We start from the raw sequence: 24,855 nt of genomic DNA on the forward strand, positions 1-24,855 counted from the left end.
CCATCTCATAAACTTGAAAGTTTCTCTAATAATAATTTTTTTAATTTGTCCAACAACAAATTTTCATTAACATTACAATTAATATTTTGTATAATACTCTCTATTACTTCTTTAAATTTCATCAAAACATTATCTGCTGGAATTATAATAGGTAACTCCCTTAACAATCCAAGTGTTACATAACTTTGAGTACTTCCACTTAAACTTGCTTTTAAATAATCCTTAATATAATTACTTTTTAAATAAAACAAAATGTATTCTGCTATATCTCTTCTTTCTGATGTTTTGAATAGCCCTACGTTTTTTATTGCAAAATTTACTTCATCATATAAGATATAGCTTATTAAACCTACTGTTCCAATCATACTAAATAAAATATCATTTTTTTCTACTTTACTTCTTTTATTTATCTTATTAAAATCATCCTCTGAAATGTTATATGTTTTATCTAGCTCTAAATTATATAAATTCAAGTGAGTTGATGTTACTAGCGGGAACCCATCTTTAACTTCTTTTGGTGAATCATGAGTTCCATCTTTAACTGAAATAATATTAGCTATTTTTTCAACATTCCATCCCAAAGGAATATCACACTCTAATATTTCATTGAATACTAACTTTCTATCACTATCCGGGTATTTAAAATCAACAAACCATTGATTATATATAGTCTGCGCTAAACTTTCTAATTTTGCAATTTTATTTTCATTTAATTCAATTTTATTTAGTATTGTATTATACTCTTCCACTATTTCCCTTTGCTTTTCTATTGATGGTATTGGAAGTTTAACATTACACATTTCTTCCCATGAAAATACTTCTCTAGCACTTCCATAACTCATATATCTAGCATATCTATCAAATTCTTCTCTTCTAAACCACATCATTAAATACTCTGGTAATAATATATTTTCATCTATTACTTCAAAACTAATATATGCTTGTGATATTAATGCTTCATCACAATTTTGAAGTAATGCTATTGATATTTTATCACCATTTCTCGATGTTACAGTACCATATGCAAATTGATTTTTTTTAACTATTTTATACTTTGACATATCTGTGCCTATTGTATTTGCAATAGATGGAATAAATTCTTTTTGAATACTTATCCCAAGTAAATCTAAATCTTTTAATTCAGTATTTCTAACATTTACTTCTCGTATATAATCTCCTAACATTTTATAATTTGATTTCATAACCTAACTCCTTAAAAACATTTAATAATTCTTCCTTAGAAGTTTCCTCTTCTTTAAGCAACTTAGTAAATTCTTCTTTTAAGTTATTCATCTTTTCATCAAAATTTATATTTTCATCACGATTTACGAATTCAATATATTTGCTAGGAACTAATGAATAATCTTTTTTTCTAACTTCTTCTAATTTAGCACTATAACAATATTCTGGAATATCATTATAATTATTTTCTTGCCATCCATGATAAACATTACAAACTTTTTCTATATCTTCATCTGAGAATTGAACATATTTCTTTTCATATGGTATTCCTTCTTGTCTTAAATCTATAAATAATATTTCATTCTCACGATTACGATATTTTCTCTCTCTATTATTTAACTCTACTGTTCTTTCTTTTTTATTCTTATTTAATATCCATAAAGTTACACTAATATCAGTAGTATAGAATAAGTTTCTTGGTAATATTACTATTGCTTCTACTAAATCATTTTCTATAAGTTGTTTTCTTATTTTATATTCTTCTCCTCCACCACTTAACGCTCCATTGGCAAGTAAGAATCCTGCAACTCCATTTTCAGACATTTTAGATACTATATTTAGTATCCATCCATAGTTTGCATTTGATGTTGGTGGTACTTCGTATCCATCCCATCTTGGATCATCTAATAATTCATCAGCTTCTCTCCATGACTTTTGATTAAATGGTGGATTTGCCATTATATAATCAGCCTTTAAATCTTTATGCTGATCATCTAAAAATGTATTAGCTGCTTTTTCACCTAAATTTGCTGAAATCCCTCTAATAGCCAAATTCATCTTAGCTAGTTTATATGTTGTATTTGTATATTCCTGACCATATACTGAAACATCTTTTTTATTTCCGTTATGACTTTCAATAAACTTCATAGATTGAACAAACATACCTCCAGATCCACAAGCTGGATCATATATCTTTCCTTTATATGGTTCTATCATTTCAGCTATTAAATTAACTATTGACTTAGGTGTATAGAATTCTCCCTTACCTTTTCCTTCTGCTATTGCAAATTTGCTTAAGAAGTATTCATAAACTCTACCTATTACATCTTGTTCATTATCTTTAGTAATATCTATATTATTAATTTCATCAAGTAATGAAGATAATTTACTTACATCTATATTTAATCTTGAATAATAGTTATCTGGTAAAGCTCCTTTTAAAACAGGATTCTTTTTTTCTATTGTAGATAATGCCGTATCTATCTTTAAAGCTATATCATTTTGTTTTGAATTTTCTATTATATATGACCATCTTGATTCCTTAGGTAAATAAAATACATTTTTCATAGTATAGAACTCTGTCATATCAATATATCTTTCTTTACCTTCATTTATTAACTCTTGTTTTCTCTCTTCAAATTTATCACTAACATACTTTAAAAAAATAAGACTTAGTACAACATGTTTATATTCTGCTGATTCTACAGATCCCCTTAATTTATTAGCAGATTCCCATAATGCTTCTTCCATACTTTTTTCTTTTTTTGCTTTTGCCATGTATATTCCTCCATACTATTTTTTTACATATAATTATTCTTATTTTAACATTTATTGATGATATTTTATATGTTAATAAGGTTACTATCTTAATTTAACTTGATAATAACCTTATAGACAAGTTATTATATTTTATTTAAAAAATTGATTTATTTCTGTCTGTATTCCTTGTAATTTTACTGTTAAATATTCAATTTCTTTACCTATTTCTTTGATATCTAAAGCTTCTTTTTCATTTACATCTTCAATATACCTTTGAATATTTAAATTAAAGTTATTTAATTGAATTTCATCTATATCAACTTTTCTAGAAAATCCTCCAATATCTATACGCTCTTCGTACACTTTAACAATCCTTTTCACCATCTCCTCAGACAAAGTAGTTAATACCTTATTTACCATTACTTCTTTTGCAACATCTATAAATAGTATATCCTTCTCCTTCTTTGCTTTATTAAATATTATTAAATTTACTGGTATAGCTGTCCCAAACATCATGTTATTTGGTAATGCTATTACCGTATCAATAAGATTTTCCTCAACAAACTTTTGTCTTAAAATACCTTCTGCCCCCTCTCTAAATAAAACACCAGCTGGTTCAATCATAATAGCAATACCTTCACTATTTAAACTTTCAATAACATGTGTTATAAAAGCATAATCTCCTAATGATTTTGATGGCATTCCTCTATGAAACCTATTATATGGGTCATAGTTTAATATCTCTTCATATCCCCAATCTCTTAATCCATATGGTGGATCGCAGACTATACAATCGAATTTTCTTAATCCATTTTCATCAATATTGCCTGGATTAACAATTGTATTTCCTTGATTAATATTATCTAACTCTTCAATTCTTTTATCTAATATTAATTGCATCTTACATATTCTTATCATTTCATTATTAATATCTTGCCCATAAATACTAATACATTTATGCTTCGATGCAACTTGTAAAGAAAGACTACCATAACCTACACTTGGATTATATAAATTTCTTATTTCCCTATTTTTTAATAATTCACTAATTAACTCTCTAATACTTGGAGATGTAGTATTTATTGAAGACTTTAACTTAGGTGATATATCTAAGAAATTTCTAAATAAAATATCTAACTGCATATCTTTATTATCAAAATCCACATCATTTAATAGCGATATTACATTATCTAAAAATCTATAATCATTATTATTCCTAATACTATATATATCTTCAAATAACTCATTTAAAATTGTGTTCTTTTTAATAAATTCATTAAGTTGTGTAAATAACTCTTCAGTGTTACTAAATTGAATTCTTCCGTCTATTCTTTCTGCAAAATAGCTATCTCTATTTATCTCACTATTTAATAATCTTAAGAATAATAACTCTCTTAATACACCTTGTGCTATTCCTAAATCTAAATGTCCCCTTAAAACATTAAGCCCTTTCCATGTTGTTTCAGCTATATATTTTTCAATATTAATCATTATACTCATTCCCCCTAATCTAATACTTTTCTTAAATAAGCTTTAAATTGTTTTTCTCTATTGTCAATCAGCTTTTCCATAGTTAATTTTTCTTCTTTAATAAGGTTATACATATTAGCAACCTCTAATTGTTTATCCATATCAATCTCTTTTATATCAAGCTCTTCTAAAGTTTTAATTTTAACTATTGGCAATGCTGTTCCTTCTGCATTCTTCTTAAAATAGTCTTGTGCATATTCAGAATTTAAATACGCCACTAAATATTCTGGATTTAATACACTCTCATCTTTTACTGTGATAACTATAAAATGAGAAGCAGCTACTACATTATCAATATCCTCTTTTATTAATGCAGCTGTATTATCACCACTCTTTGCTTTTAAAATGATATCATTCTTTTTTAGTAGATACTTTTCATTTACCTTATTGGAATTAAAACTTTCTAATTCTTCATATTTTATAATTCCATCTTTAGTTATATCTTTAAGCTTTACTACCTTAAAATCTTTTCCTTCATCCATTTTTCCTTGGAAACCACTTTTCAAATTACAAACATTTAATACTTTCATAAACCTCTTCCTTTCATCAAGCAAGTCCTTGCTTTGTTATTCTTTATGCCTTAATTTTAATCTAGCTCTTGCTTAATGTCAATACTTTTTTTAATTTAGCTCTTGCTTAAAATAATGTCGTCAAAAAAAAGATAACAGTTAGCATGAAAACTAACTGTTATCTTTATTAATATAATAAAACCTCGACAACTAGTTGTCGAGGTTTCTGTGGTGGAGGCGAGGGGTCATGTGCATCCATAATTTCTTAATGGCACTGACTATATCTTTACCATTTATCTCTAAATGGTACTTGGCGTATTATAGAAGCTCAATTTAGTTTATGTCTTCTATCCTAGTATTCCATAGTTTTCACTTTAGGAACCTATAAGTCGATAGGAGGCTGTTGAATTTCTTCACATACCTCTCGGTATTGCCGTCAACATTACTTGTTACGGGTTCACCGATAAAGCCAAGTTATCACTTATGAATCACTTCATAAGGCGACTCATCTTACGAATCGAACCCCTGTCCGAAAGCAGACCAATCTGACTTTCTACGAGCGTAGTTTGTGACTAAAATTTCGGTCCTTAGTTCGCTCACAAACAAACTCCTAATTCCCTAGCTTCATGAATACCCCTTTAGCTCAAAGCTTTGCTAAACTTCGTTCCCCACTTTAATGACACCAGTGATCCAGAGCGTGGGCACCCTGGGCTGATGAGCGGCTATATTAAGCTGCTAATGCAAAATTGTCTTCTGCGTTTATCTTTAATGCATACTTTATTATCGAGGACACATGCTTCCCTCGGCTCGCTTATCAAACCCATCTTACCCCCGTCGAAGCCAAAACGCCCCCAGGTTAAAATTAGTTTAACGCGAATATTCAATTTTCATTACGTTTGTAATTATATATTATAAAAATTTTTCTGTCAACAATCTTAAATGATACATTTTATCTAATAATTTCCATTTTTTTTTGTTACTTAAATTTAGAATTAGCATAATTAAAATGAATACTTTCCCCAATTTATAACTATTACTTTATAAATGGTTGACATACTGGACAATAATAAATTGAACCACCTAAATATGTTTCTTTTACAATTTCACTACCACACTTTGGGCACCCTTCTGAAATAGAATTTTTAGACATCTTAACTTTATAACCGCCTTTATTCCCATAAATATCTTTTTCAGTATCTCTGCCACCACATTTAACCATTTTTTGAATAACTGAAATTACACAAGATAATAATTTATCCTTCTCATCATCATTTAATGTACTTATTTTTCTTTTTGGATGAATACCTGCTTCAAATAAAATATCCTGCAATACTCCATTTCCTATGCCAGGAAATCTCTGTTCTGTTGCTAGAAATCCTTTAACACTTAAATTCTGTTTACTTTCCTTAAGAATTTTATAATAGTATTTTTCAAAATCTGAAGAAAATAAATTTATTGATTCCTTGCTCTTTTTATAATATTCATTATCATAATTATTATCATGAAGAATTATGCCTCCATACATTGCTACAGTAAAAACAAGCTTTAATTTATCCTCAAATTCTATTAGTAATTGATATGCTTTTAATGTGTCTTCGCATTTCATAAGTCGTGCATTTACGCCATCATTAAAACAAAGTTTATACCCATTATCAAAATGTATTTCCACAAATATTCCAAAGCCCTCAACTGTTATAATCTCGCAACCTCTTATTAAATCCTCATACTTTTCAGGCTCTCCATTATACCAACAAAACTTATGAACCTTAGATGGTGGCAAAATATTTTTTACTTTCTTTCCAACAATGCTATTTCTAAGCTCCTCTGCTATAGTTAACACCTCTGGAAATTCCAACATAATTTTCACCTCTTTTAAGTAATATATAACCTTTTTCTATTAATATTTTTCTCAGTTTTAATATTATATTTTATTTAATTTTACCATATTTATAAATAATTTACTTATATTTAATAATTATAACTAAAATAATACAATAAATATCTTAATATAAAAAAGCCATGAAACTCTTCATGACTTAATCTGATTATTTCTTAGTTTAAAATATTAATTTAATATAACCATTTAAAACTTTATTATATTTTAATAAACTTATTAAACATTTAAAGTTTACAAATTTAGTTTCTTTGCCATTATGTAATTCTTATTCCCATCTTTTAGTATAGTATATCCTACTTTTAAATAAAGTTTAATTGCATTTAGGTTATGCTTAAACACTCCTAATCGTAATTCTTTTATTCCATATTCCTTTGCTTTACCTTCTAATAACTTTAAAGTATTATATCCATGTTTATTACCTCTATATTCCTTATAGATAAGAAAATCTCCAATGAATCCCCAGTTTTTTTCTTTTATAAACCATATAATCCCTATACTTTCTTTAAGAAGATTAATATTATATAGAAAAATATCTTTTGTTTTAAAGCCATCCTTAAATACATCATAATATTCAAGCTTTGAAAAATCTAAAGCTTCATTATAATTTTTAAATCTCCCACTTAAAAGTAATTCTTCAGTATAATTACTAATTGCTGCTTCAGTATAATCATTATAATCTTGTAAAGACATTTCCTTTAATATTATATTTCCCATATTATTTACCCTTTCAAATAGCATTAATTTATCCTTATAAAATACATATTTTATAAGGAAACTATCTCCTCAACTGCTTTTCCAATTTTCTCTTCAAAATATTTCTTAATTTCAATATTCTTATCCCATTTTTCTTGTGGATAATTTCCATATCTACTTTTAACATCATTCATTCTAATTTCAATATCTACAGGCCCATTTGGCATTGCAATACTATCACATAATTGAATTAATCTATCATAATCATCATATTCATAGGAATTTAGTAAATTAATAATTTTCTCTTTATCAGAATTAGATATATCTATTTCCCCAATATATTCATTAATGTCTTTTAATTGAAAAGAATGGGTAATACATATACGTGCTGCCTCATCATATCCAAATTTCATTAAAAAGTTATATCCATCAATTACATGAGCAATATATGTAACTCCAAATCTTCTACCAATATCATGTAGTAATCCTAAAATATAGGCTTTTTCTTCATCCATATCATTACATTTACTAGCAATTTTATATGCACATTCTGCTACAACTATGGAATGCTCCTTCCACGGTCCTGGATTTAAAGAATTAGATTCTTCAAGTAAATTAAGTGCTTTTTCCCTAGATGGTAACATACTCTCACCTTCCTTATTTATCTTACACTTATTTTAATTATATATTCAGCAGCTTCCTTTGGTGTAATTTTTGAAACATCAACTTTCTCTGTAGATAGTAAATTATAACATTTAAGTCTAGATAAGCTTCTATCAATAACATCCTCTGTTCGAATTTTTTCATTAACATCTTTTTTCAATCTACATATTAAAGAGTCCTTATCACAAATTATAATTTTTCTATTTCTTTTTCTAATAAATAAAAAACACGTGCAACTAAAAATCCATCTGCTGCTGCATGATTCATTCTTACTGTTACTGGCATCATTAATTCATTATTTTCTTTTTTATATTTTCCCCAATTTATAATTGGAATTAAATACAAATATCCATCTGGTAATTCTATATTTAATGACTCATATGAAAGCCAAGATATATATGAAGCATCAAAATAATTTTGTTTGTGTATCTTTAGAATACTCCACTAATTTTGTTACATTTATTTTACTTGTTATTGATGTAGAACACTTACAATCCTCTGAAAAATGCTTAAATACATCCTTTCTATAATAGTTATCCATATCTATAACTTTATATTTACTTTTTTCCATATAACCCACCTTTATTAAATTTCTGATTCTTATAATTCTTTAACAAAATAGTGCCTCTTTCCAGTAACAGGATATTCCTCTAATGAAAATACCTTTTCATAGCCTAACTTAAGATAAAATCCTTCTGCTTGAAAACTAAAAGTATTTAGAAAGGCATACTTTCATCTTCTGAAGGCAGACTAGTTATCTTATACTGCATTTTTCTTCTCCCATCCATGCCAATTTTACTTCAGCAAAGAGGCTTTTCATTTTTTAATTTCTATTTTCCAAAGCAAAAGATAATACTCCTTCTTTCATTTTTTTAATTACGATTTTATGAATGAAAAGAAAATCTTCATTCTTTAATTTTCCAAAACTCCAAAGGAGTTTTCTCCTTACCTCTTACCTATTCCTTGTCCGCAGGATAAACCACTCCTATTTGTTTTCTTGCTTCTTCAATAACTTCTATAACATCTCTTGATACCTTTAAGGAATTAATCTTAGATTCTTTTTCTCCAGATTTAATTAGATTTACAAATTCCTCAACTTCATAACACATATCAGCCTTCTTTTGCTCTAAGGATAAATCTTCTTCTCTACCATCTCTATATATTATTTTCACATTATTGAAGCCATTAATTCTATCTATAATAATATTCCCTTCTTCTCCTTGTATTTCTGATGGAATATATGAATTACTTATTTTTGAGTAAATTACTACCCCCTCCATGTCATCATATCCAAATACTACACTTCCTTCTCCATCTACCCCTGTATTTAGCATAACTCCATTAGCTTTTATAGTATTAGGTTTCCCAAAAAGATTAACCATAGGAGATATACAGTAAACCCCTATATCCATTATTGCTCCATTAGATAATTCCTTTTTAAAGGCATTTAAAACCTCACCAGCTTTATATTTATCGTATCTAGAAGAATACTGACAATAGCTTGCAAAATATTTTCTAACCTTTCCAATCTTATATAGATTTTCTTTAATGACTCTAAAGTTTGGAAGTAAAGTTGTTTTCATAGCTTCCATTAGTACAACATCATTTTCTTTTGCTGCCTTTATCATTGCATCAACTTCTCTAGTATTTGAAGCAAAAGCTTTTTCACATAAAACATGCTTTTTATTATTTAAAAATAATATTGTTTGTCTAGAATGTAATGCATTTGGAGAAGCAATATATACTGCATCTATTAAAGCACTTTTAGCCATTTCTTCTAAACTTGTATATATATTTTTAATTCCATGCTTGTCAGCAAATTCTTTAGCTCTTTCTTCAGTTCTTGAATAGACAGCAGCAATATTAACATCATTAACCTCTCTAGCTCCTTCAATTAATCTATCAGTAATAAAATTACTTCCAATAACACCTATATTTATCATACCAATACCTCTTTCTATATATAAATTTTACTAACTCAATTATACCATATATTAGTTAATTATTACCCAACAATTCCCAAAGAATTATACTTTTATAATTGAGCATACTAACAATAAACTAAATTTAACTATTACCCTTAAATTTATATAAATCTAATTAAGGAGATTTTTTTATGAATAAGAAATTATTAAAACAATTATCTGGATTCTTTGTTTATATTTTTCTAATAGCTAATTTTATTTACTTTATATCTAACACAAAGAAATATAAATTATCACCTATTGAAATTACTACAAATAATTATAAAGATGATATGACATCAAATGTTGGTACCTTTATAAGTGATTCAAAGGAAAATATCGAATCTTCTATTATTAACTTTATGCAAAATATTTTTGATATGAGAAATTCTGCTTTTTTAAATGGAAATGTAGAAAAGCTTTATAAATTTTATGATACTAGTGAGAACTTTGGTGAGTACTCATTAAAACATGAATTTAAAAGAATAGCTTTTCTAAGAAATTTATCAAGAGAAAAAAATTTAACCTTCAAAAGTATAGAATCTACTCCTACAATAAAAGATATAAAAATTAAAAATGGATTGTATAATTTAACTTTAAATGAAAAATATATTTTTACTTACTTTAATAATAATAATCCTAATAAAGTTAAGACTTTTAGTGTTGATTTAATTCATACTTTAGAATTAAAAGATTCTGGAAATAGCTTCATTATTTCCAAAGATTATTATGAAGATTATTTAAAAAATGGTTTAGATCAGTATGAATTTAACTTAACAGAAAAGAATATAAAATAGTAGTACTATGACGCAATTCAGAATTCATGTAAAAGGAGCTATGCAATAATTTTTACTGCTATAGCTCCTTTTTTAACTCCTATTATAAAACGTCACTTAATGTATATCTAGAAAATTCATGAAGAAATGCATCTAAGGAATCCTTCATTATTCCTTTTATTCTACAATTAGAACTTATGTATGGACAACAATTTTCTTTGTTAAAACATTGAGCAATGTTTAAGTTATCCTCTGTTATTCTAACTACATCTCCTAAATTTATGTCTTGTGGTTCTAAACCTAATTTTAAACCACCAGTTCTTCCTTTCATAGATATAATTAAATCTGTTTTAGCTAATTTATGTATTATCTTTTTTAAGTGGTGTTCTGATATTTCTAACTTTTTAGCTAACTCCTCTACTGTGCATAATTTATCTCTATTTTCTGCTAAATAGATTAAAGCCCTAAAAGAATAATCAGTAAACTTGGATAAATACATATATACCCCTCTCTTTCGTGTGTCTAATAATCAATTACGAATATTATATGCATAATTTAAAAATCTAATATAATTTATTATTATTTATATTTATATCCTTTTCTCATAAATATATGCAAAAATACCCCTTGCTAAATTATACTATAAAACCCCACAAAATATATCTACTTTATATACAATATTTACACATTATTTACATTGTTATCTGAATATACATATTATTTATATCTTATTAATCTTTCCCCTAAAAAAATAAGGAGCTATCTCAGCCCCCTATTTAAAACATAAACTGTAAAATTAATAATTCTACATTTATGAACAACTCCCTTATTAATAGTTACTTAGTTAGATATTCATCTATTGCTTCAGCAGCTTTTTTTCCTGCTCCCATTGCTAGTATTACTGTTGCAGCTCCTGTAACAGCATCTCCTCCAGCATATACGCCCTCTTTTGTTGTTTGTCCATTTTCATCTGCAATTATACACTTCCACTTATTAATTTCAAGTCCCTTTGTTGTTGATGAAATTAATGGATTTGGTGAGGTTCCAAGAGACATTATAACAGTATCTACATCCATAATATATTCTGATCCCTCTTTAACTACAGGTTTTCTTCTTCCTGATTCGTCTGGTTCGCCAAGTTCCATTTCTACACACTTCATACCCTTTACCCAACCATTTTCATCTACTAAAATTTCTGTTGGATTAGTTAGTACATCAAAAATAACTCCTTCTTCTTTTGCATGATGTACTTCCTCTATTCTTGCTGGAAGTTCAGCTTCACTTCTTCTATATACTATATGAGTTTCAGAACCTAATCTTAAAGCAGTTCTTGCTGCATCCATAGCAACATTTCCGCCTCCTACTACTGCAACTTTCTTTCCTATTTTAACAGGAGTATGGTATTCTTCTTTAAATGCCTTCATTAAGTTAACTCTTGTTAAGAATTCATTTGCTGATAATACTCCATTTGCATTTTCACCTTTTATTCCCATAAACTTTGGAAGACCAGCACCAGAACCTATAAATACTGCACTAAAATTTTCTACTTCCATAAGTTCATCAATAGTTATAGTTCTACCAACTATTACATTTGTTTCTATTTTAACTCCAAGTTTTTTAATATTATCTATTTCAGCTCTAACAACATCGTCCTTAGGTAATCTAAATTCAGGAATACCATAAACTAAAACTCCACCTGGTTCATGTAAAGCTTCAAATATAGTTACATCATATCCCTTTTTAGCTAATTCTCCTGCACAAGTTAGTCCTGCTGGTCCACTTCCTATAACTGCAACTTTTTTATTTTTAAGCTCATCTCTACAAGCTAAATCTATGTTATTTTTTCTTGACCAATCTGCTATAAATCTTTCTAATTTTCCTATTGAAACTGGCTCTCCTTTAATTCCTAATACACACTTACCTTCACATTGGCTTTCTTGTGGACAAACTCTTCCACAAACTGCTGGTAAAGCACTATATTTTGCAACTTCTTTTGCAGCTTCTTCAAATTCACCTTTTTTCATATATCCTATAAAACTTGGTATGTCTATAGATACGGGACAACCATCAACACATTTAGGATTCTTGCAACCTAAACATCTTTGAGCTTCTCTTATTGCTTCTTCATCTGTATATCCAAGACATACTTCTTCAAAGTTTTTTGCCCTTACTTCTGGTTCTTGTTCTGCTATAGGTACTCTCTTCATTCTATCTTGTACTTGATTACTCATAACTACTCCACCTTACAACCACAACCACCATGATTGTGAGTATCCCCTTCTTCTATTTTTAACTGTTCTCTTCCTTCCTCAGTTTTATACATTGTTTGTCTTCTCATAGATTCATCAAAATCTACTAGATGTCCATCAAATTCTGGTCCATCAACACAAGCAAATTTAACTTTTCCCCCAACAGTAACTCTACAAGCACCACACATTCCAGTTCCATCTACCATTATAGGATTTAAGCTTACTGTAGTTGGTATATTTAATTCTTTAGTCAAAATTGACATAAATTTCATCATTATCATAGGTCCAATAACTACAGCATGGTCATATTTTTTTCCCTTTTCTTCCACTAAATATTTTAAACAATCAGTTACTCTTCCGCTAAATCCATATGTGCCATCATCAGTTGATATATATAAATTTCCAGAGACTTCTTTTAATTCTTCTTCTAATATTAATAGGTCTTTAGTTCTACTTCCAACGATTACATCACAATTAATACCATGTTCTTTCATCCACTTAACCTGTGGGTATACTGGTGCTGCTCCTACACCACCTGCAATAAAAATAATATTTTTCTTTTTTAATTCCTCTATGTCTTCGTGAATAAATTCACTAGGTTGTCCAAGAGGCCCAACAAAGTCAGCTACATATTCCCCTACTTCAAAATTAGCAAGCTCTTTTGTACCTCTTCCTACAGCTTGAAAAACTATAGTTACAGTCCCCTTTTCTGAATTATAGTCAGCAATTGTAAGAGGTATTCTTTCCCCCTTTTCATCATTTTTAATAATAATAAATTGACCTGGCTCAGCTGATTTGGCAACTCTAGGAGCTTCTATATCCATTAGATATATGTTGTCTGTAAGCTCTCTTTTCTTAACTATTTTATACATGATTGTCCCCCCCTATATTATCTCTCTTTCATTAATATTTTACCATTTTTTGAATTTTCACACAATTATTTATTATTTTTTTATCATTATTAATTACAAAGGTTATCTCCATTAGAAGTAATATCCAATCAGAGATAACCTTTAGTCAAATATTTGTCTTACTTATTACTATTAGAAATCAACCCTTGTTCCATAATATGTGCATTCAAATAATTTTTCCATAGTTTCATCATCTATTTTTCTTGGATTAGAACCTGTACAAGCATCTAAAACTGCATTATGAGAAATAAACTCTAAATTAGCCTTAAAGTCATCTTCAGTAACTCCATACTCTTTTACAGTATGAGGTATATTTAATTCTGTATTTAGTTTATTTATCATTTCAATTAATGAATCAGTTAACTCTGCATTTGTTTCCCCTTTCAATTTTAATGCTCTCGCTATATCAGCATACCTATCTTCACATTCAACTCTATTATATTGAATTACATATGGTAAGAATATTGCATTGGCACATCCATGTGGAATATGGAATACAGCACCTGTTTTATGTGCCATAGAGTGAACTATTCCAAGTAAAGCATTAGAGAATGCCATTCCTGCTAAGCATTGTGCTTCATGCATTAAATTTCTTGCTTCTACATCGCCTTTATATGATTTCACTAAGTTTTCTTTTACCATTTCTATAGCTTTCATAGCTAATGGATCTGAAAAATTAGATCTAAGTGATGCTGTATAAGCTTCAATTGCATGTGTTAATGCATCCATACCAGTATGAGCTACAAGTTTAGCTGGCATAGTTTGAGCTAAATCTGGATCCACTATAGCTATATCTGGAGTTATATTAAAGTCTGCTAGTGGATATTTAATCTTAGCTTTATAATCAGTTATAACAGAAAATGCTGTAACTTCTGTAGCTGTACCACTTGTTGATGGAATTGCTACAAACTTAGCTTTTTGTCTTAATTCAGGTAATCCAAATGGAATAACTGCTTGCTCAAATGTAAAATCAGGATATTCATAAAAAATCCACATTGCTTTTGCAGCATCTATTGGTGAACCACCACCCATTGCAACAATCCAATCTGGTTCAAATTTTCTCATTGCTTCTGCACCCTTCATAACAGTTTCTACTGATGGATCTGGTTCTACCCCTTCAAATAATTCAACTTCCATTCCTGCTTCTTTTAAATATGTTTCAACTCTATCTAAGAATCCAAAACGCTTCATTGAGCCTCCACCAACTACAACAAAAGCTTTTTTTCCTTTTAAATTCTTTAATTCTTCTAATGATCCCTTTCCATGATATAAATCTCTTGGTAATGTAAAACGTGCCATAATAACCTCCCACACAAGTAAGTAATTTTTTTATTTCATAATTATTAATAAGCAAATCTCATGCCAAAATTTTTTATTTAACAATATTGTTAAATAATTAACTTTGTTTATTATTTTAAAATTATCTATATATAACACTGTCATAAAATTGAACAATTATCACTAATTGAATTGTTCAACTTTATGACAGTGTCCTATTATTGCACATTAGCTTTTTCTATACTTATATTGTACTTCTTAAGCTTAAGATATAATGTATTTCTACTTACACCTAAGTCTTTTGCAGTTCTGCTAATATTATATTTATTATAATTTATGGCATTTATTATTGCTTCTCTTTCTATAAAATCTAAATTCAGATTTCTATGTTTTTGATATTTTGCTACTATACTATTATTTTTATTTTTTATTTCTTTATCTATATCTTCAAATTCATCTAAGAAATCAGGAGATAACTCACCATTTAAATTAACTATGTTTTCTATGCAGTTTTCTAACTGTCTTATATTTCCCTGCCAATTACAATTTAAAAGTTTTTCTAAAAGCTCTTCTTCTAATTTAGGAATTTCTTTTTCTAGTTTAAGTGACTTAGCTCTTAAAAAATATTCAATTAATAAAGCAATATCTCCACTTCTTTCTCTTAGAGGAGGTAACTTTATAGGAATAACACATAGCCTATAAAATAGATCTTCTCTAAATCTTCCTTCTCTAACTTCCTTTTTTAAATTTTTATTAGTTGCAGCTATCACTCTCATATCTAATGGAATTTCCTTACTTCCACCTAATCTTGTTAATCTACCTTCTTGAAGCACTCTAAGAAGTTTAACTTGCATATCTAAAGGCATTTCACCTATTTCGTCTAAAAATAAGGTTCCTCCGTTAGATAGCTCAATCTTTCCTATTTTGCCACCTTTTTTCCCACCAGTAAAGGTTCCATCCTCATATCCAAATAATTCACTTTCAATAATATTTGATGGTATAGCTCCACAATTTATAGCTACAAACTTATTGTTTTTTCTTATACTATAATTATGAATTGCTTGTGCTAATACTTCTTTACCTGTTCCACTTTCTCCTTGAATTAATATTGTTGATGGACTATTAGCTATAATTTTGCAGTTTGTAATTACATTTTTTATAGCATCACTTTTACCTATAATATCATTAAATGTAAAGAAGGCTCCCGTAAAACTGCTTTCAACTTCTTTTTCTTTTATTTTTGCTAAGGTTACAACAACACCAATAACCTTATCATTATGCTTTATTCCCTTAAATATAACTTCAGTTTTATAGCTGCTATCATGACTTAATTTTATTTCTCTTCTTAATCTTTCATTATTATTTGAGATTCTATCTATTATACTTTTAAAATTAGGTATTATATAATTTATATCTTCATTTATTAAGTTATGATTTTTCTTATCTAATATTTTTAGTGCCAGCTCATTAATGTTAATTATTTTTCCACAGGTATCTACTATTATTATTCCTTTATCAACATTTTCTATAACTGTTTTCATATAATTATATGTTTGATTCAATATATTCTTGGCATTGATTCTTAATAATTCATTTTCAATTGCTTTAACTCCAAATATTACAAGGCCTAAAGTGTGTGGATGCTTCATATTACTTTTTCCAGTTAGATTTAATGTTCCAATTATTTCTCCCCTACTATTATGAATAGGTGCTGCAGAACAAGTTAAACTTTGAAATATTGATATATAATGCTCCTTTGCAGTAATTTGGATACATCTATCATCAGATATTGCTACTGACATTGCATTAGTTCCTATATTTTTTTCATCCATATAAGCCCCTGGCTTTAAATTTAGCTTTTCTAATTCATACCTTATTTCTTTAGCACCTCTAATATAAAGTATGCATCCATTCTTATCTGTTAAAATAATAATAAAATCTTTATCATTAACAGACTCAGCTACCATATCTATATATGGTTTAGATATTTCAATAAGCTCTTTATTTACTTCTAAAACTTTTTTAAGTTCATTTCCAGTTAGTATTGTTTTTGAATGATTAATATCTTTATTTACTCCGTAAACCTCACTTCTCTTATGAGATTCTTCTATTAATAAGTTTTTATTAAGCATATATCTTATACCTCATACCCTTTTTACATAAATTATCATCTATACTTATAGTTTAATATTATATTTACAAATTTTCTACAAATTTTAAATTAATTTCTTATGTTATTTTAGTATAAAAAGAGCTGAACACTAGATAATTAGTATTCAGCTCTTTTTATATTTAATTAATATCTATTAGATTCTTTTAATTGTCTTTCAATATCTCTCTTATGTGCTTTTTCTAGCATTGAATCTCTTTTATCATAATTCTTTTTACCTCTGCATAACCCAAGTGCTACCTTCACCTTACCATTTTTTAAATATAATGATAATGGAACTAGTGTATAACCTTGTTGAGCTACTAACCCATTAAATCTTGCAATTTGCTCTTTATGAAGTAAAAGCTTTCTTTCTCTTAATGGGTCAACATTGAATATATTTCCTTGCTCATAAGGACTTATATGCATATTTTTTATAATTATTTCACCGTTATCTACATCTGCATAGGAATCTTTTAAATTACACTTTCCAGCTCTTATAGACTTAACTTCTGTTCCAACTAAAGCTATTCCAGCTTCAATTGTTTCTTCCACAAAATAATCATGCCTAGCTTTTCTATTTTCAGCTAATGAATTACTATTTTTCTTCCTTACCATAATCTCACCACACATTTTATTTTTACTTATTAAGTATATCAAATTCTTAAGCAATATCCAAAGTTATAATTTTTATAAGAATTTAAGGCTATTCTATGTCTTCTTCTTCGTCTACTTCTAATAAATCATTTTTTATATTTACTTTGGCTTCATTTATTTTTTCTATTGTCTTTTCACTTGGAACTATTTCTTCTTTATCTTCCTCTTCAATTAAATCGAAATACACTTCTCTATTGTCTATATCAACTCTACTACATCTTACCTTTACTTCATCACCTAGTCTATAAACTTTCTTAGTTCTTTCTCCAATTAAACATAGATGTGCTTCATCATAAATATAGTAATCATCATCTAAAGCAGTAATATGAATTAATCCTTCTATTGTATTTGGAAGCTCTGCAAATAATCCAAAGGATGTAACTGAAGAAATAATTGCAGAAAACTCTTCTCCAATTCTTTCTTGCATATATTCTGCCTTCTTTAAATCATCTACTTCTCTTTCAGCTTCTTGAGCTAATCTTTCCATTTCAGAGGATTGTTTTGATGCGATTTCTACTATATTAGATAATTTAGCTATTCTCTTTTCATCAATTTTTCCATTTAATTGTTCTTTTATAATTCTATGAATTTGTAAATCTGGATATCTTCTTATTGGTGATGTAAAATGGCAGTAATACTTAGCTGCAAGACCAAAGTGCCCTACACATTCTGGAGAATATTTTGCTTGCATCATTGAACGTAATAATAATGTACTTACTACAGTTTCTTCTTTTTTCCCTTTAACTTTATCTAATATATCTTGAAGAGCTCTTGGATGTGCTTCTTGACCCCATCTAACTACATATCCTAAGTTATATACAAACTCCTTGAACTTCTCTAGTTTTTCTTCATCTGGATCTTCATGAATTCTATATACAAATGGTAAGTTGGTCCAATACATATGTTCTGCAATAGTTTCATTACAAACTAACATAAATTCTTCTATTATTCTATTTGCGATAGCTCTATCATAGGGCTTAATATCTACTGGCTTCCCTAAATCATTTAATATTATTTTTGATTCTTCAAAATTAAAATCAATGGCTCCTCTTCTCATTCTCTTTTCACGTAAAATATTACAAAGCTCTTCCATAGCCCTAAAGTCATCAACTAAATAATCATATCTCTTTATTAATTCTTCATCATTATTTTCAAGAATTTTAGTAACATCAGTATATGTCATTCTCTCACTAGTTTTTATAACTGTTTCTTCAATTTCATGTTGAATAACTTTTCCCTTACTATCTATAATCATAAAGCAACTTAAAGCTAATCTATCTACTTTAGGATTTAAAGAACATATTCCGTTAGACAGTTTCTTAGGAAGCATAGGTATAACTCTATCTATTAAATAAACAGATGTTCCTCTCTTTAATGCTTCTCTATCTAAAGGATTTTTTTCTTTTACATAATGAGATACGTCTGCAATATGAACTCCAAGTCTAAATTTTCCATTATCTAATCTTTCAATGGAAACAGCGTCATCTAAATCCTTAGCATCTTCTCCATCGATAGTTACCATTCTTAGGTTTCTAAGATCTGTTCTTCTTGCATATTCTTTTTCTGGAATTTCTTCTTCTATATTTTTCGCATAATTTAATACCTTATCTGGAAATTCTTCTGGCAGGCCATATTTCTTAATAATTGTAAGAATATCTAGACCCTTATCTCCTTTTTTACCTAAGACTTCTTTAATAACACCTTCTGGACTTCTCCTCTTATCTGCCCATTTTACAATTTCGCAAATTACTAAATCTCCTTCATTTGCTCCATTTCTATCTTTTTTTGATATAAAAATATCTTGATTTAATCTTGAGTCTTCTGGAACTACAAATCCAAAATTTCTACTATCTTCGTAAACACCAATAATCTTGTTATTTGCTCTACTTAATACTTCTCTTACTTCACCTTCACGCTTTTTGCCCTTAATATCTTCTCTTGTTATTTGAACTAGAACTTTATCACCATTCATAGCTCCATTCATAGAAGAACTTGGAATGAAGACATCTTTTTCTCCTTCATTTTCTGGTATTAAAAATCCATATCCTTTTGAATGAACTTCTAATTTTCCTGAAATTAACCCAAGTCTCTCTGGAACTCCAAACTTATCTTTTTTAGTTCTAATAATAAGACCTTCTTTTTCCATAGTCTTAAGGACTTTTTTAAAGGATTTATACTCGTCGGGATTTATATCAAATACAGATACTAATTCTTGAATATCCATGGGTCTGTATGCTTCTTCTCTCATAAAGCTTAATAAAGTTTCTTTAATTCCCATCTAATCACTTCCTTTATCCTATTTTTATATTTTTGTATTTTATTCAAATTAAATTATTCTCCTTCTATATTTTTCCCCATCTAACTTATAATAAACAAAAAGTTTATCTTAAACAGTAGGTTGCTAGTACTTGTTGTAATTCATAAATATTTAGACTACTATTGAATTGCTTTTCAATAGGCAAAGCATTTCCAGATATCCATATCTTAAGCTCTGCTTCTAAATCAAAATGTCCTGCAGTTTCTATACTAAAATGTGTAATAGATTTATATGGTATTGAATGATATTCAGTCTTCTTTCCTGTTACACCTTGCTTATCAACTAATATAAGTCTTTTATTTGTAAAAATAAATAAATCTCTAACTAATTTATATGCTTTTTCTATTCTTTCGTTTTCTGCTAATATTTTATTATATTCTTTTATTAGGGCATCTAAATTTATTTCTGAGGCATTTCCCATTAATCCATTAAAAATTCCCATATTAACCACTCCTTTATAGTATAAAAGAGCTACATTAAGCAGCTCTTTTTTAATATTATATTAAGTTTAAAGCTAATGTATTCACAGCAAATAGGGCCATAGAAATAATTGTTACTTTTAACAACATAGCTTCCTTAGTTCTTGCTTTATTCTTAGAAAAGAATGTTTCATTTTTACTTCCTTGAATAAGTCCGCTTAATGCATCTGTCTTACTTGGTTGTAATAATACTGATATTATAATTACTAATCCCAAAATTGCTTCCAATACTAACAATAAATTCTTCATTGCTATACCTCCCAACCTTAATAAAAATGGTCGTATTTACATAAGGTTATATTAACATATAAGATAATATAATACAAGTAATTATCTTGAAAATAATTACTTATTCATATTTATTAATTTATTTACATAATAAAAAGATAGAGATATTATATTCATTGCTACCTCCTAAACTTCAAGTCGCACTAATATAATGTCTATATCTTTTTTATCAAGTATATATTATTAAAAATTCATAAAAAGATATTATTTAATAATTATTAAATAATAAGAGGGATTGTAGGCTTTCGCTTACAATCCCTAAAAAATTATTTGCTAATTAAATTACTTCTTAATGTTGAAGAATGCTTTTCTTCCTCTGTATTCAGCTACATCGTCTAATTCTTCTTCAATTCTTATTAATTGGTTGTACTTAGCAACTCTTTCAGATCTTGCAGGAGCACCAGTCTTGATTTGACCAGCATTTACAGCTACAACTAAGTCAGCTATAGTTGTATCTTCTGTTTCACCTGATCTATGAGAAATAACTGCTGTATATCCAGCTCTATTTGCCATTTCTATAGCATTTAAAGTTTCAGTTAAAGTACCGATTTGGTTTAATTTAATTAGGATTGAGTTACCAACTCCTAAATCAATACCTCTTTCTAATCTTTCAGTATTTGTAACGAATAAATCATCACCAACTAATTGAACTTTCTTACCTAATCTTTCAGTTAATAGCTTCCAACCTTCCCAGTCTTCTTCAGCCATACCATCTTCGATTGAGATAATTGGGTATTTGTTAACCCAGTTTTCTAAGAAGTCAACCATTTCAGCTGCAGTTAAAGTCTTTCCTTCATGTTCTAATACATACTTACCATCTTTGTAGTATTCTGATGAAGCAGCATCTATAGCTATGAACATATCTTCTCCAGCTTTGTATCCAGCTGCAGTTATTGCTTCTATAATAACTTCAATAGCTTCTTCGTTTGACTTAAGGTTTGGAGCGAATCCACCTTCATCACCGATAGCTGTTGAATATCCTTTATCATGTAAAGTTTTCTTTAATGTATGGTAAACTTCAGCACACATTTGTAAAGCATCGCTGAAAGTCTTAGCTCCAACTGGCATAACCATGAATTCTTGTAAATCAACTGAGTTATCAGCATGTGATCCACCATTTATTATGTTCATCATAGGTACTGGTAAAACTTTTGCATTTACTCCACCTACATATTGGTATAATGGTAAGTCTAATGATTTAGCTGCTGCATTAGCTACTGCTAAAGAAACACCTAATATAGCATTTGCTCCAAGCTTAGCTTTGTTTGGAGTACCATCTAATTCTATAAGTAACTTATCTATATATGGTTGATCATATACATTACATCCAATTAATTCTTCAGCAATTGTATCATTTACGTTTTGAACTGCCTTTAAAACACTTTTTCCTAAGTATTGGCTCTTATCTCCATCTCTTAGTTCAACTGCTTCATACATACCTGTTGATGCACCTGATGGAACAGCAGCTCTTCCTACAGTACCATCTTCTAAATAAACTTCAACTTCTACAGTTGGAAAACATCTTGAGTCTAGAATTTGTCTAGCTACAACGTCAACTATTTCGCAATAATTTTTCATTACGTATCCTCCTTTATTATAATGTTATTTATTATATTCTCAATATATTACCTTTATTATTATATCATAAACTGACATAATTATTCATAAAGATACTACATTAATAGAAAATATTAAAGCAAATAACATCTTTTGGCAAACAATAATCGTTATCATATTTTCTATATCATTATACCACTTTGCCCATAATTTTCAATAATAAATTCCCTTTGTAATCATTTAACAAAATAATTATTTTTGTATTGAATGTGTTTTTAGTAATAACTTTTAGCTTTTACAGTATATCGAATATAAAAGAGTCTTTCTTAGTCCATTTTATTCCACATCTCTATTTTGTAGATATTGATTATATCTTTTCTCCCATTCCATAGCAGACTTTTTATTAATTACTCTCATATCTTCTAAAAAGCTTTCTAAGACTCCTATTTTTTCTAGTCCCTTCATTAAGTGCCTTGGATAATTAACTTTTTTACTATAGCATTGCTTAGGATCTATTACCATTATCTTATTATCGTTAGTTATATATATATCTCTACATCTAGCATCTATTTTAGTAAATTTAAGATTCTTAAACTCTGATATTAAGCTATATAAGCCTTCTGAAATTTCATAACTAAAGCCTTTTTTCTTAATATAACTATCTAATCTATATCCTTGTATTTTATCTCTTACAATATAAAACTTTCCCATATTGTATATCTTAGGAAAATACTTTGATTTACTTACCTTTTTTAAAATTTCTCCTTCTTCTTTACAACATTTTGCTTCTTGAAAAATCTTAATTGCTTTATTATTAGGAAGTTCATAAACTATCCCATTATGTCCCTCTCCAAGAAAAATAGCTTCTTTAAAAAGTTTTTCAGTTTCAGTATCAAAGTCTGCTGAATAAGAATAAGTCCTAGTCATATTACTCTCCCACAAAAATACTATTATTATATATTATTATTTATTAATAATTTTTATAACAACTTCAATACTTAATATATTTAATTTTATTCTTTAGTCTAAAATTATCTTTCACTTCCAATGAATACTAATCCTAATGTTCCTGGACCACCATGTGTTCCAATAACTGAACCTATAGAGTTTATAATAATTTCTTTAACTTTAAATTCTTCTAATATCATTTTTTTCACTTCTAATGCATCTTCAATACAATCGGCATGACAAATAAAAATATCTTGATTTTCTACATCTTCTCCCTTTAATTTCATTTGCTGAACTAAATTCTTTAAAGCTTTCTTTCTCCCCTTAACTTTTTCTCCTGCAACTACCTTTCCTTCATTATCAATTTTTAAAGTTGGTTTTATCGCAAGCAAACTACCTACTGCTGCAACAGTTCCAGAAACACGTCCACCTCTCTTTAGATGATTTAAATCATCTACTGTTATTGCATGAATAACCTTTCTTTTAATATCTTCTAAATAAGTTACTATTTCTTCTATTTCTATATTATTTTTTATCATTTCAACAGCTTTATATACTAATGCACCTTCCCCTACAGATACACTTAATGAATCAACAACATATATTTTTGCATCTGGTTGTTCTTCTAATACCATATTCCTAGCAGTTATTGCACTACTTACTGTTCCACTTAATGCAGATGATATGCCTATATATAAAATTGTTTCTCCTTTACTAGCATACCTATTAAATAAATCATAAAATGTTCCTACATTAACTTGAGTAGTTGAAGGCATTGCACCTTCTCTTACAGCTTTATAAAAATCTTTATGACTTAAAGTTTGTCCTAAATCATCAGATATAAATTCTCCATTTAAATTAACCATTAGTGATGCTACTTCAATATCATTTTTTCTAATATAATCTATAGATAAATCACAAGCTGAATCAGTTATTAATTTTATATTCATGTTATACAACTCCTATAAAGTACTATTTAAATTTATTGATATTATAGCTTCATTTAATTATATTGTCAAATGATTTGATAATCAAATCATTTGAAGTTTATATTATTCTTTCAAAAAGCAAAAATTAAGTTAGTAACTTTATAGGCATATAATTAATTCTAAATGGATTATAGACTTTTTAATATTTCATCTTATAAAACTTAATCTTTATACTTATTTCAAATTTACCACCAACCTTTATTTTACATAATTGTATATTGACAGCAATTTATTAAAAGATTATACTTCTATTACAATATAGCGATATTTCGCTAATCTT

24 protein-coding genes, 1 other RNA gene and 1 pseudogene are annotated in these 24,855 nt (G+C 28.0%); 1 reads left to right on the forward strand and 25 read right to left on the reverse strand.

What is annotated here, in order from left to right; translation table 11 throughout:
- Window positions 1-5: 5 nt before the first annotated feature.
- From ACQRD5_RS07540 to ACQRD5_RS07600, 13 genes and pseudogenes are all read right to left on the reverse strand, one after another.
- Window positions 6-1,202, reverse strand: coding sequence for a restriction endonuclease subunit S (locus ACQRD5_RS07540; RefSeq protein ID WP_320901114.1), 1,197 nt, complete (start codon window positions 1,200-1,202; stop codon window positions 6-8).
- Complete coding sequence (locus ACQRD5_RS07545; protein ID WP_320901112.1) at window positions 1,186-2,739, reverse strand: class I SAM-dependent DNA methyltransferase; 1,554 nt, start codon at window positions 2,737-2,739, stop codon at window positions 1,186-1,188. The genes ACQRD5_RS07540 and ACQRD5_RS07545 overlap by 17 nt, the downstream gene beginning before the upstream one ends.
- 132 nt (window positions 2,740-2,871) lie before the next feature.
- Window positions 2,872-4,212 (reverse strand): N-6 DNA methylase, encoded by a 1,341-nt coding sequence (locus ACQRD5_RS07550; protein WP_320901110.1) that lies wholly within the window; start codon window positions 4,210-4,212, stop codon window positions 2,872-2,874.
- Window positions 4,213-4,226: 14 nt separating this feature from the next.
- Window positions 4,227-4,781: a TaqI-like C-terminal specificity domain-containing protein gene (locus ACQRD5_RS07555; protein ID WP_320901108.1), complete on the reverse strand. Its 555-nt coding sequence runs from the start codon at window positions 4,779-4,781 to the stop codon at window positions 4,227-4,229.
- A gap of 492 nt (window positions 4,782-5,273) precedes the next feature.
- Window positions 5,274-5,605: a transfer-messenger RNA gene (gene ssrA / locus ACQRD5_RS07560) on the reverse strand.
- A 188-nt stretch (window positions 5,606-5,793) separates the two neighbouring features.
- The gene (locus ACQRD5_RS07565; RefSeq protein ID WP_294364024.1) at window positions 5,794-6,618 is read right to left on the reverse strand and encodes an endonuclease VIII; all 825 of its coding nucleotides are present in this window, start codon (window positions 6,616-6,618) and stop codon (window positions 5,794-5,796) included.
- A 270-nt stretch (window positions 6,619-6,888) separates the two neighbouring features.
- Window positions 6,889-7,371, reverse strand: coding sequence for a GNAT family N-acetyltransferase (locus tag ACQRD5_RS07570; protein WP_294170532.1), 483 nt, complete (start codon window positions 7,369-7,371; stop codon window positions 6,889-6,891).
- A 50-nt stretch (window positions 7,372-7,421) separates the two neighbouring features.
- On the reverse strand, window positions 7,422-7,994 hold the full coding sequence (locus tag ACQRD5_RS07575) for an HD domain-containing protein (RefSeq protein ID WP_294170534.1): 573 nt from the start codon (window positions 7,992-7,994) through the stop codon (window positions 7,422-7,424).
- Window positions 7,995-8,011: 17 nt separating this feature from the next.
- Complete coding sequence (locus tag ACQRD5_RS07580) at window positions 8,012-8,173, reverse strand: hypothetical protein (RefSeq protein WP_320627448.1); 162 nt, start codon at window positions 8,171-8,173, stop codon at window positions 8,012-8,014.
- 29 nt (window positions 8,174-8,202) lie between these two features.
- On the reverse strand, window positions 8,203-8,451 hold the full coding sequence (locus tag ACQRD5_RS07585; protein ID WP_427746664.1) for a CatA-like O-acetyltransferase: 249 nt from the start codon (window positions 8,449-8,451) through the stop codon (window positions 8,203-8,205).
- Entirely contained in the window at window positions 8,420-8,584 is a 165-nt protein-coding gene (locus tag ACQRD5_RS07590; protein WP_336624141.1) for a CatA-like O-acetyltransferase, read from the reverse strand. The genes ACQRD5_RS07585 and ACQRD5_RS07590 overlap by 32 nt, the downstream gene beginning before the upstream one ends.
- A 29-nt stretch (window positions 8,585-8,613) precedes the next feature.
- A pseudogene (locus ACQRD5_RS07595) lies at window positions 8,614-8,745 on the reverse strand (GNAT family N-acetyltransferase); the annotation flags it as partial.
- 224 nt (window positions 8,746-8,969) lie between these two features.
- Window positions 8,970-9,956: a Gfo/Idh/MocA family protein gene (locus ACQRD5_RS07600; RefSeq protein ID WP_427746659.1), complete on the reverse strand. Its 987-nt coding sequence runs from the start codon at window positions 9,954-9,956 to the stop codon at window positions 8,970-8,972.
- A gap of 173 nt (window positions 9,957-10,129) precedes the next feature.
- Between ACQRD5_RS07600 and ACQRD5_RS07605 the strand changes: the two genes are divergently transcribed.
- Window positions 10,130-10,774 (forward strand): hypothetical protein, encoded by a 645-nt coding sequence (locus tag ACQRD5_RS07605; protein WP_320901781.1) that lies wholly within the window; start codon window positions 10,130-10,132, stop codon window positions 10,772-10,774.
- Between the two features lie 82 nt (window positions 10,775-10,856).
- Here the strand turns inward: ACQRD5_RS07605 and ACQRD5_RS07610 are convergent, their stop codons facing one another.
- The 12 genes from ACQRD5_RS07610 to ACQRD5_RS07665 all read right to left on the reverse strand — a co-directional run bounded on the left by ACQRD5_RS07610 (window position 10,857) and on the right by ACQRD5_RS07665 (window position 24,536).
- Complete coding sequence (locus ACQRD5_RS07610; protein ID WP_294170544.1) at window positions 10,857-11,252, reverse strand: RrF2 family transcriptional regulator; 396 nt, start codon at window positions 11,250-11,252, stop codon at window positions 10,857-10,859.
- Between the two features lie 337 nt (window positions 11,253-11,589).
- Entirely contained in the window at window positions 11,590-12,984 is a 1,395-nt protein-coding gene (gene gltA, locus ACQRD5_RS07615; RefSeq protein ID WP_294170546.1) for an NADPH-dependent glutamate synthase, read from the reverse strand.
- A gap of 2 nt (window positions 12,985-12,986) precedes the next feature.
- Window positions 12,987-13,874, reverse strand: coding sequence for a sulfide/dihydroorotate dehydrogenase-like FAD/NAD-binding protein (locus ACQRD5_RS07620; RefSeq protein WP_294170549.1), 888 nt, complete (start codon window positions 13,872-13,874; stop codon window positions 12,987-12,989).
- Between the two features lie 171 nt (window positions 13,875-14,045).
- Entirely contained in the window at window positions 14,046-15,212 is a 1,167-nt protein-coding gene (locus ACQRD5_RS07625) for an iron-containing alcohol dehydrogenase (RefSeq protein ID WP_294188598.1), read from the reverse strand.
- 197 nt (window positions 15,213-15,409) lie between these two features.
- Entirely contained in the window at window positions 15,410-17,323 is a 1,914-nt protein-coding gene (locus tag ACQRD5_RS07630; protein ID WP_320627445.1) for a sigma-54-dependent Fis family transcriptional regulator, read from the reverse strand.
- Between the two features lie 164 nt (window positions 17,324-17,487).
- Complete coding sequence (gene smpB, locus ACQRD5_RS07635) at window positions 17,488-17,958, reverse strand: SsrA-binding protein SmpB (RefSeq protein WP_294170556.1); 471 nt, start codon at window positions 17,956-17,958, stop codon at window positions 17,488-17,490.
- Between the two features lie 88 nt (window positions 17,959-18,046).
- The gene (gene rnr, locus ACQRD5_RS07640) at window positions 18,047-20,275 is read right to left on the reverse strand and encodes a ribonuclease R (RefSeq protein ID WP_294363624.1); all 2,229 of its coding nucleotides are present in this window, start codon (window positions 20,273-20,275) and stop codon (window positions 18,047-18,049) included.
- 103 nt (window positions 20,276-20,378) lie between these two features.
- Window positions 20,379-20,756 (reverse strand): PH domain-containing protein, encoded by a 378-nt coding sequence (locus ACQRD5_RS07645; protein ID WP_294170560.1) that lies wholly within the window; start codon window positions 20,754-20,756, stop codon window positions 20,379-20,381.
- A 55-nt stretch (window positions 20,757-20,811) separates the two neighbouring features.
- On the reverse strand, window positions 20,812-21,042 hold the full coding sequence (gene secG / locus ACQRD5_RS07650) for a preprotein translocase subunit SecG (RefSeq protein WP_294170562.1): 231 nt from the start codon (window positions 21,040-21,042) through the stop codon (window positions 20,812-20,814).
- A gap of 321 nt (window positions 21,043-21,363) precedes the next feature.
- Window positions 21,364-22,659 (reverse strand): phosphopyruvate hydratase, encoded by a 1,296-nt coding sequence (gene eno / locus ACQRD5_RS07655; protein WP_320901654.1) that lies wholly within the window; start codon window positions 22,657-22,659, stop codon window positions 21,364-21,366.
- A 315-nt stretch (window positions 22,660-22,974) separates the two neighbouring features.
- Window positions 22,975-23,565: a protein kinase gene (locus ACQRD5_RS07660; RefSeq protein WP_294363625.1), complete on the reverse strand. Its 591-nt coding sequence runs from the start codon at window positions 23,563-23,565 to the stop codon at window positions 22,975-22,977.
- A 104-nt stretch (window positions 23,566-23,669) separates the two neighbouring features.
- Complete coding sequence (locus ACQRD5_RS07665) at window positions 23,670-24,536, reverse strand: DegV family protein (protein ID WP_320901657.1); 867 nt, start codon at window positions 24,534-24,536, stop codon at window positions 23,670-23,672.
- Window positions 24,537-24,855: the final 319 nt, after the last annotated feature.

This window comes from Clostridium sp. SGI.024, from assembly GCF_050315195.1.
In the GTDB taxonomy this organism is placed as follows: Bacteria; Bacillota; Clostridia; order Clostridiales; family Clostridiaceae; genus Clostridium.

Bases quoted from the DNA above. Each gene is read 5' to 3' on its own strand.
- rnr (WP_294363624.1), bottom strand. From the start codon at position 20,275: ATGGGAATTAAAGAAACTTTATTAAGCTTTATGAGAGAAGAAGCATAC.
- gltA (WP_294170546.1), bottom strand. From the start codon at position 12,984: ATGAGTAATCAAGTACAAGATAGAATGAAGAGAGTACCTATAGCAGAA.
- ACQRD5_RS07540 (WP_320901114.1), bottom strand. From the start codon at position 1,202: ATGAAATCAAATTATAAAATGTTAGGAGATTATATACGAGAAGTAAAT.
- ACQRD5_RS07660 (WP_294363625.1), bottom strand. From the start codon at position 23,565: ATGACTAGGACTTATTCTTATTCAGCAGACTTTGATACTGAAACTGAA.
- ACQRD5_RS07600 (WP_427746659.1), bottom strand. From the start codon at position 9,956: ATGATAAATATAGGTGTTATTGGAAGTAATTTTATTACTGATAGATTA.
- ACQRD5_RS07620 (WP_294170549.1), bottom strand. From the start codon at position 13,874: ATGTATAAAATAGTTAAGAAAAGAGAGCTTACAGACAACATATATCTA.
- eno (WP_320901654.1), bottom strand. From the start codon at position 22,659: ATGAAAAATTATTGCGAAATAGTTGACGTTGTAGCTAGACAAATTCTA.
- smpB (WP_294170556.1), bottom strand. From the start codon at position 17,958: ATGGTAAGGAAGAAAAATAGTAATTCATTAGCTGAAAATAGAAAAGCT.
- ACQRD5_RS07575 (WP_294170534.1), bottom strand. From the start codon at position 7,994: ATGTTACCATCTAGGGAAAAAGCACTTAATTTACTTGAAGAATCTAAT.
- ACQRD5_RS07625 (WP_294188598.1), bottom strand. From the start codon at position 15,212: ATGGCACGTTTTACATTACCAAGAGATTTATATCATGGAAAGGGATCA.
- ACQRD5_RS07570 (WP_294170532.1), bottom strand. From the start codon at position 7,371: ATGGGAAATATAATATTAAAGGAAATGTCTTTACAAGATTATAATGAT.
- ACQRD5_RS07630 (WP_320627445.1), bottom strand. From the start codon at position 17,323: ATGCTTAATAAAAACTTATTAATAGAAGAATCTCATAAGAGAAGTGAG.
- ACQRD5_RS07610 (WP_294170544.1), bottom strand. From the start codon at position 11,252: ATGTATTTATCCAAGTTTACTGATTATTCTTTTAGGGCTTTAATCTAT.
- secG (WP_294170562.1), bottom strand. From the start codon at position 21,042: ATGAAGAATTTATTGTTAGTATTGGAAGCAATTTTGGGATTAGTAATT.
- ACQRD5_RS07590 (WP_336624141.1), bottom strand. From the start codon at position 8,584: ATGGAAAAAAGTAAATATAAAGTTATAGATATGGATAACTATTATAGA.
- ACQRD5_RS07565 (WP_294364024.1), bottom strand. From the start codon at position 6,618: ATGTTGGAATTTCCAGAGGTGTTAACTATAGCAGAGGAGCTTAGAAAT.
- ACQRD5_RS07645 (WP_294170560.1), bottom strand. From the start codon at position 20,756: ATGGGAATTTTTAATGGATTAATGGGAAATGCCTCAGAAATAAATTTA.
- ACQRD5_RS07550 (WP_320901110.1), bottom strand. From the start codon at position 4,212: ATGATTAATATTGAAAAATATATAGCTGAAACAACATGGAAAGGGCTT.
- ACQRD5_RS07665 (WP_320901657.1), bottom strand. From the start codon at position 24,536: ATGAATATAAAATTAATAACTGATTCAGCTTGTGATTTATCTATAGAT.
- ACQRD5_RS07555 (WP_320901108.1), bottom strand. From the start codon at position 4,781: ATGAAAGTATTAAATGTTTGTAATTTGAAAAGTGGTTTCCAAGGAAAA.
- ACQRD5_RS07605 (WP_320901781.1), top strand. From the start codon at position 10,130: ATGAATAAGAAATTATTAAAACAATTATCTGGATTCTTTGTTTATATT.
- ACQRD5_RS07545 (WP_320901112.1), bottom strand. From the start codon at position 2,739: ATGGCAAAAGCAAAAAAAGAAAAAAGTATGGAAGAAGCATTATGGGAA.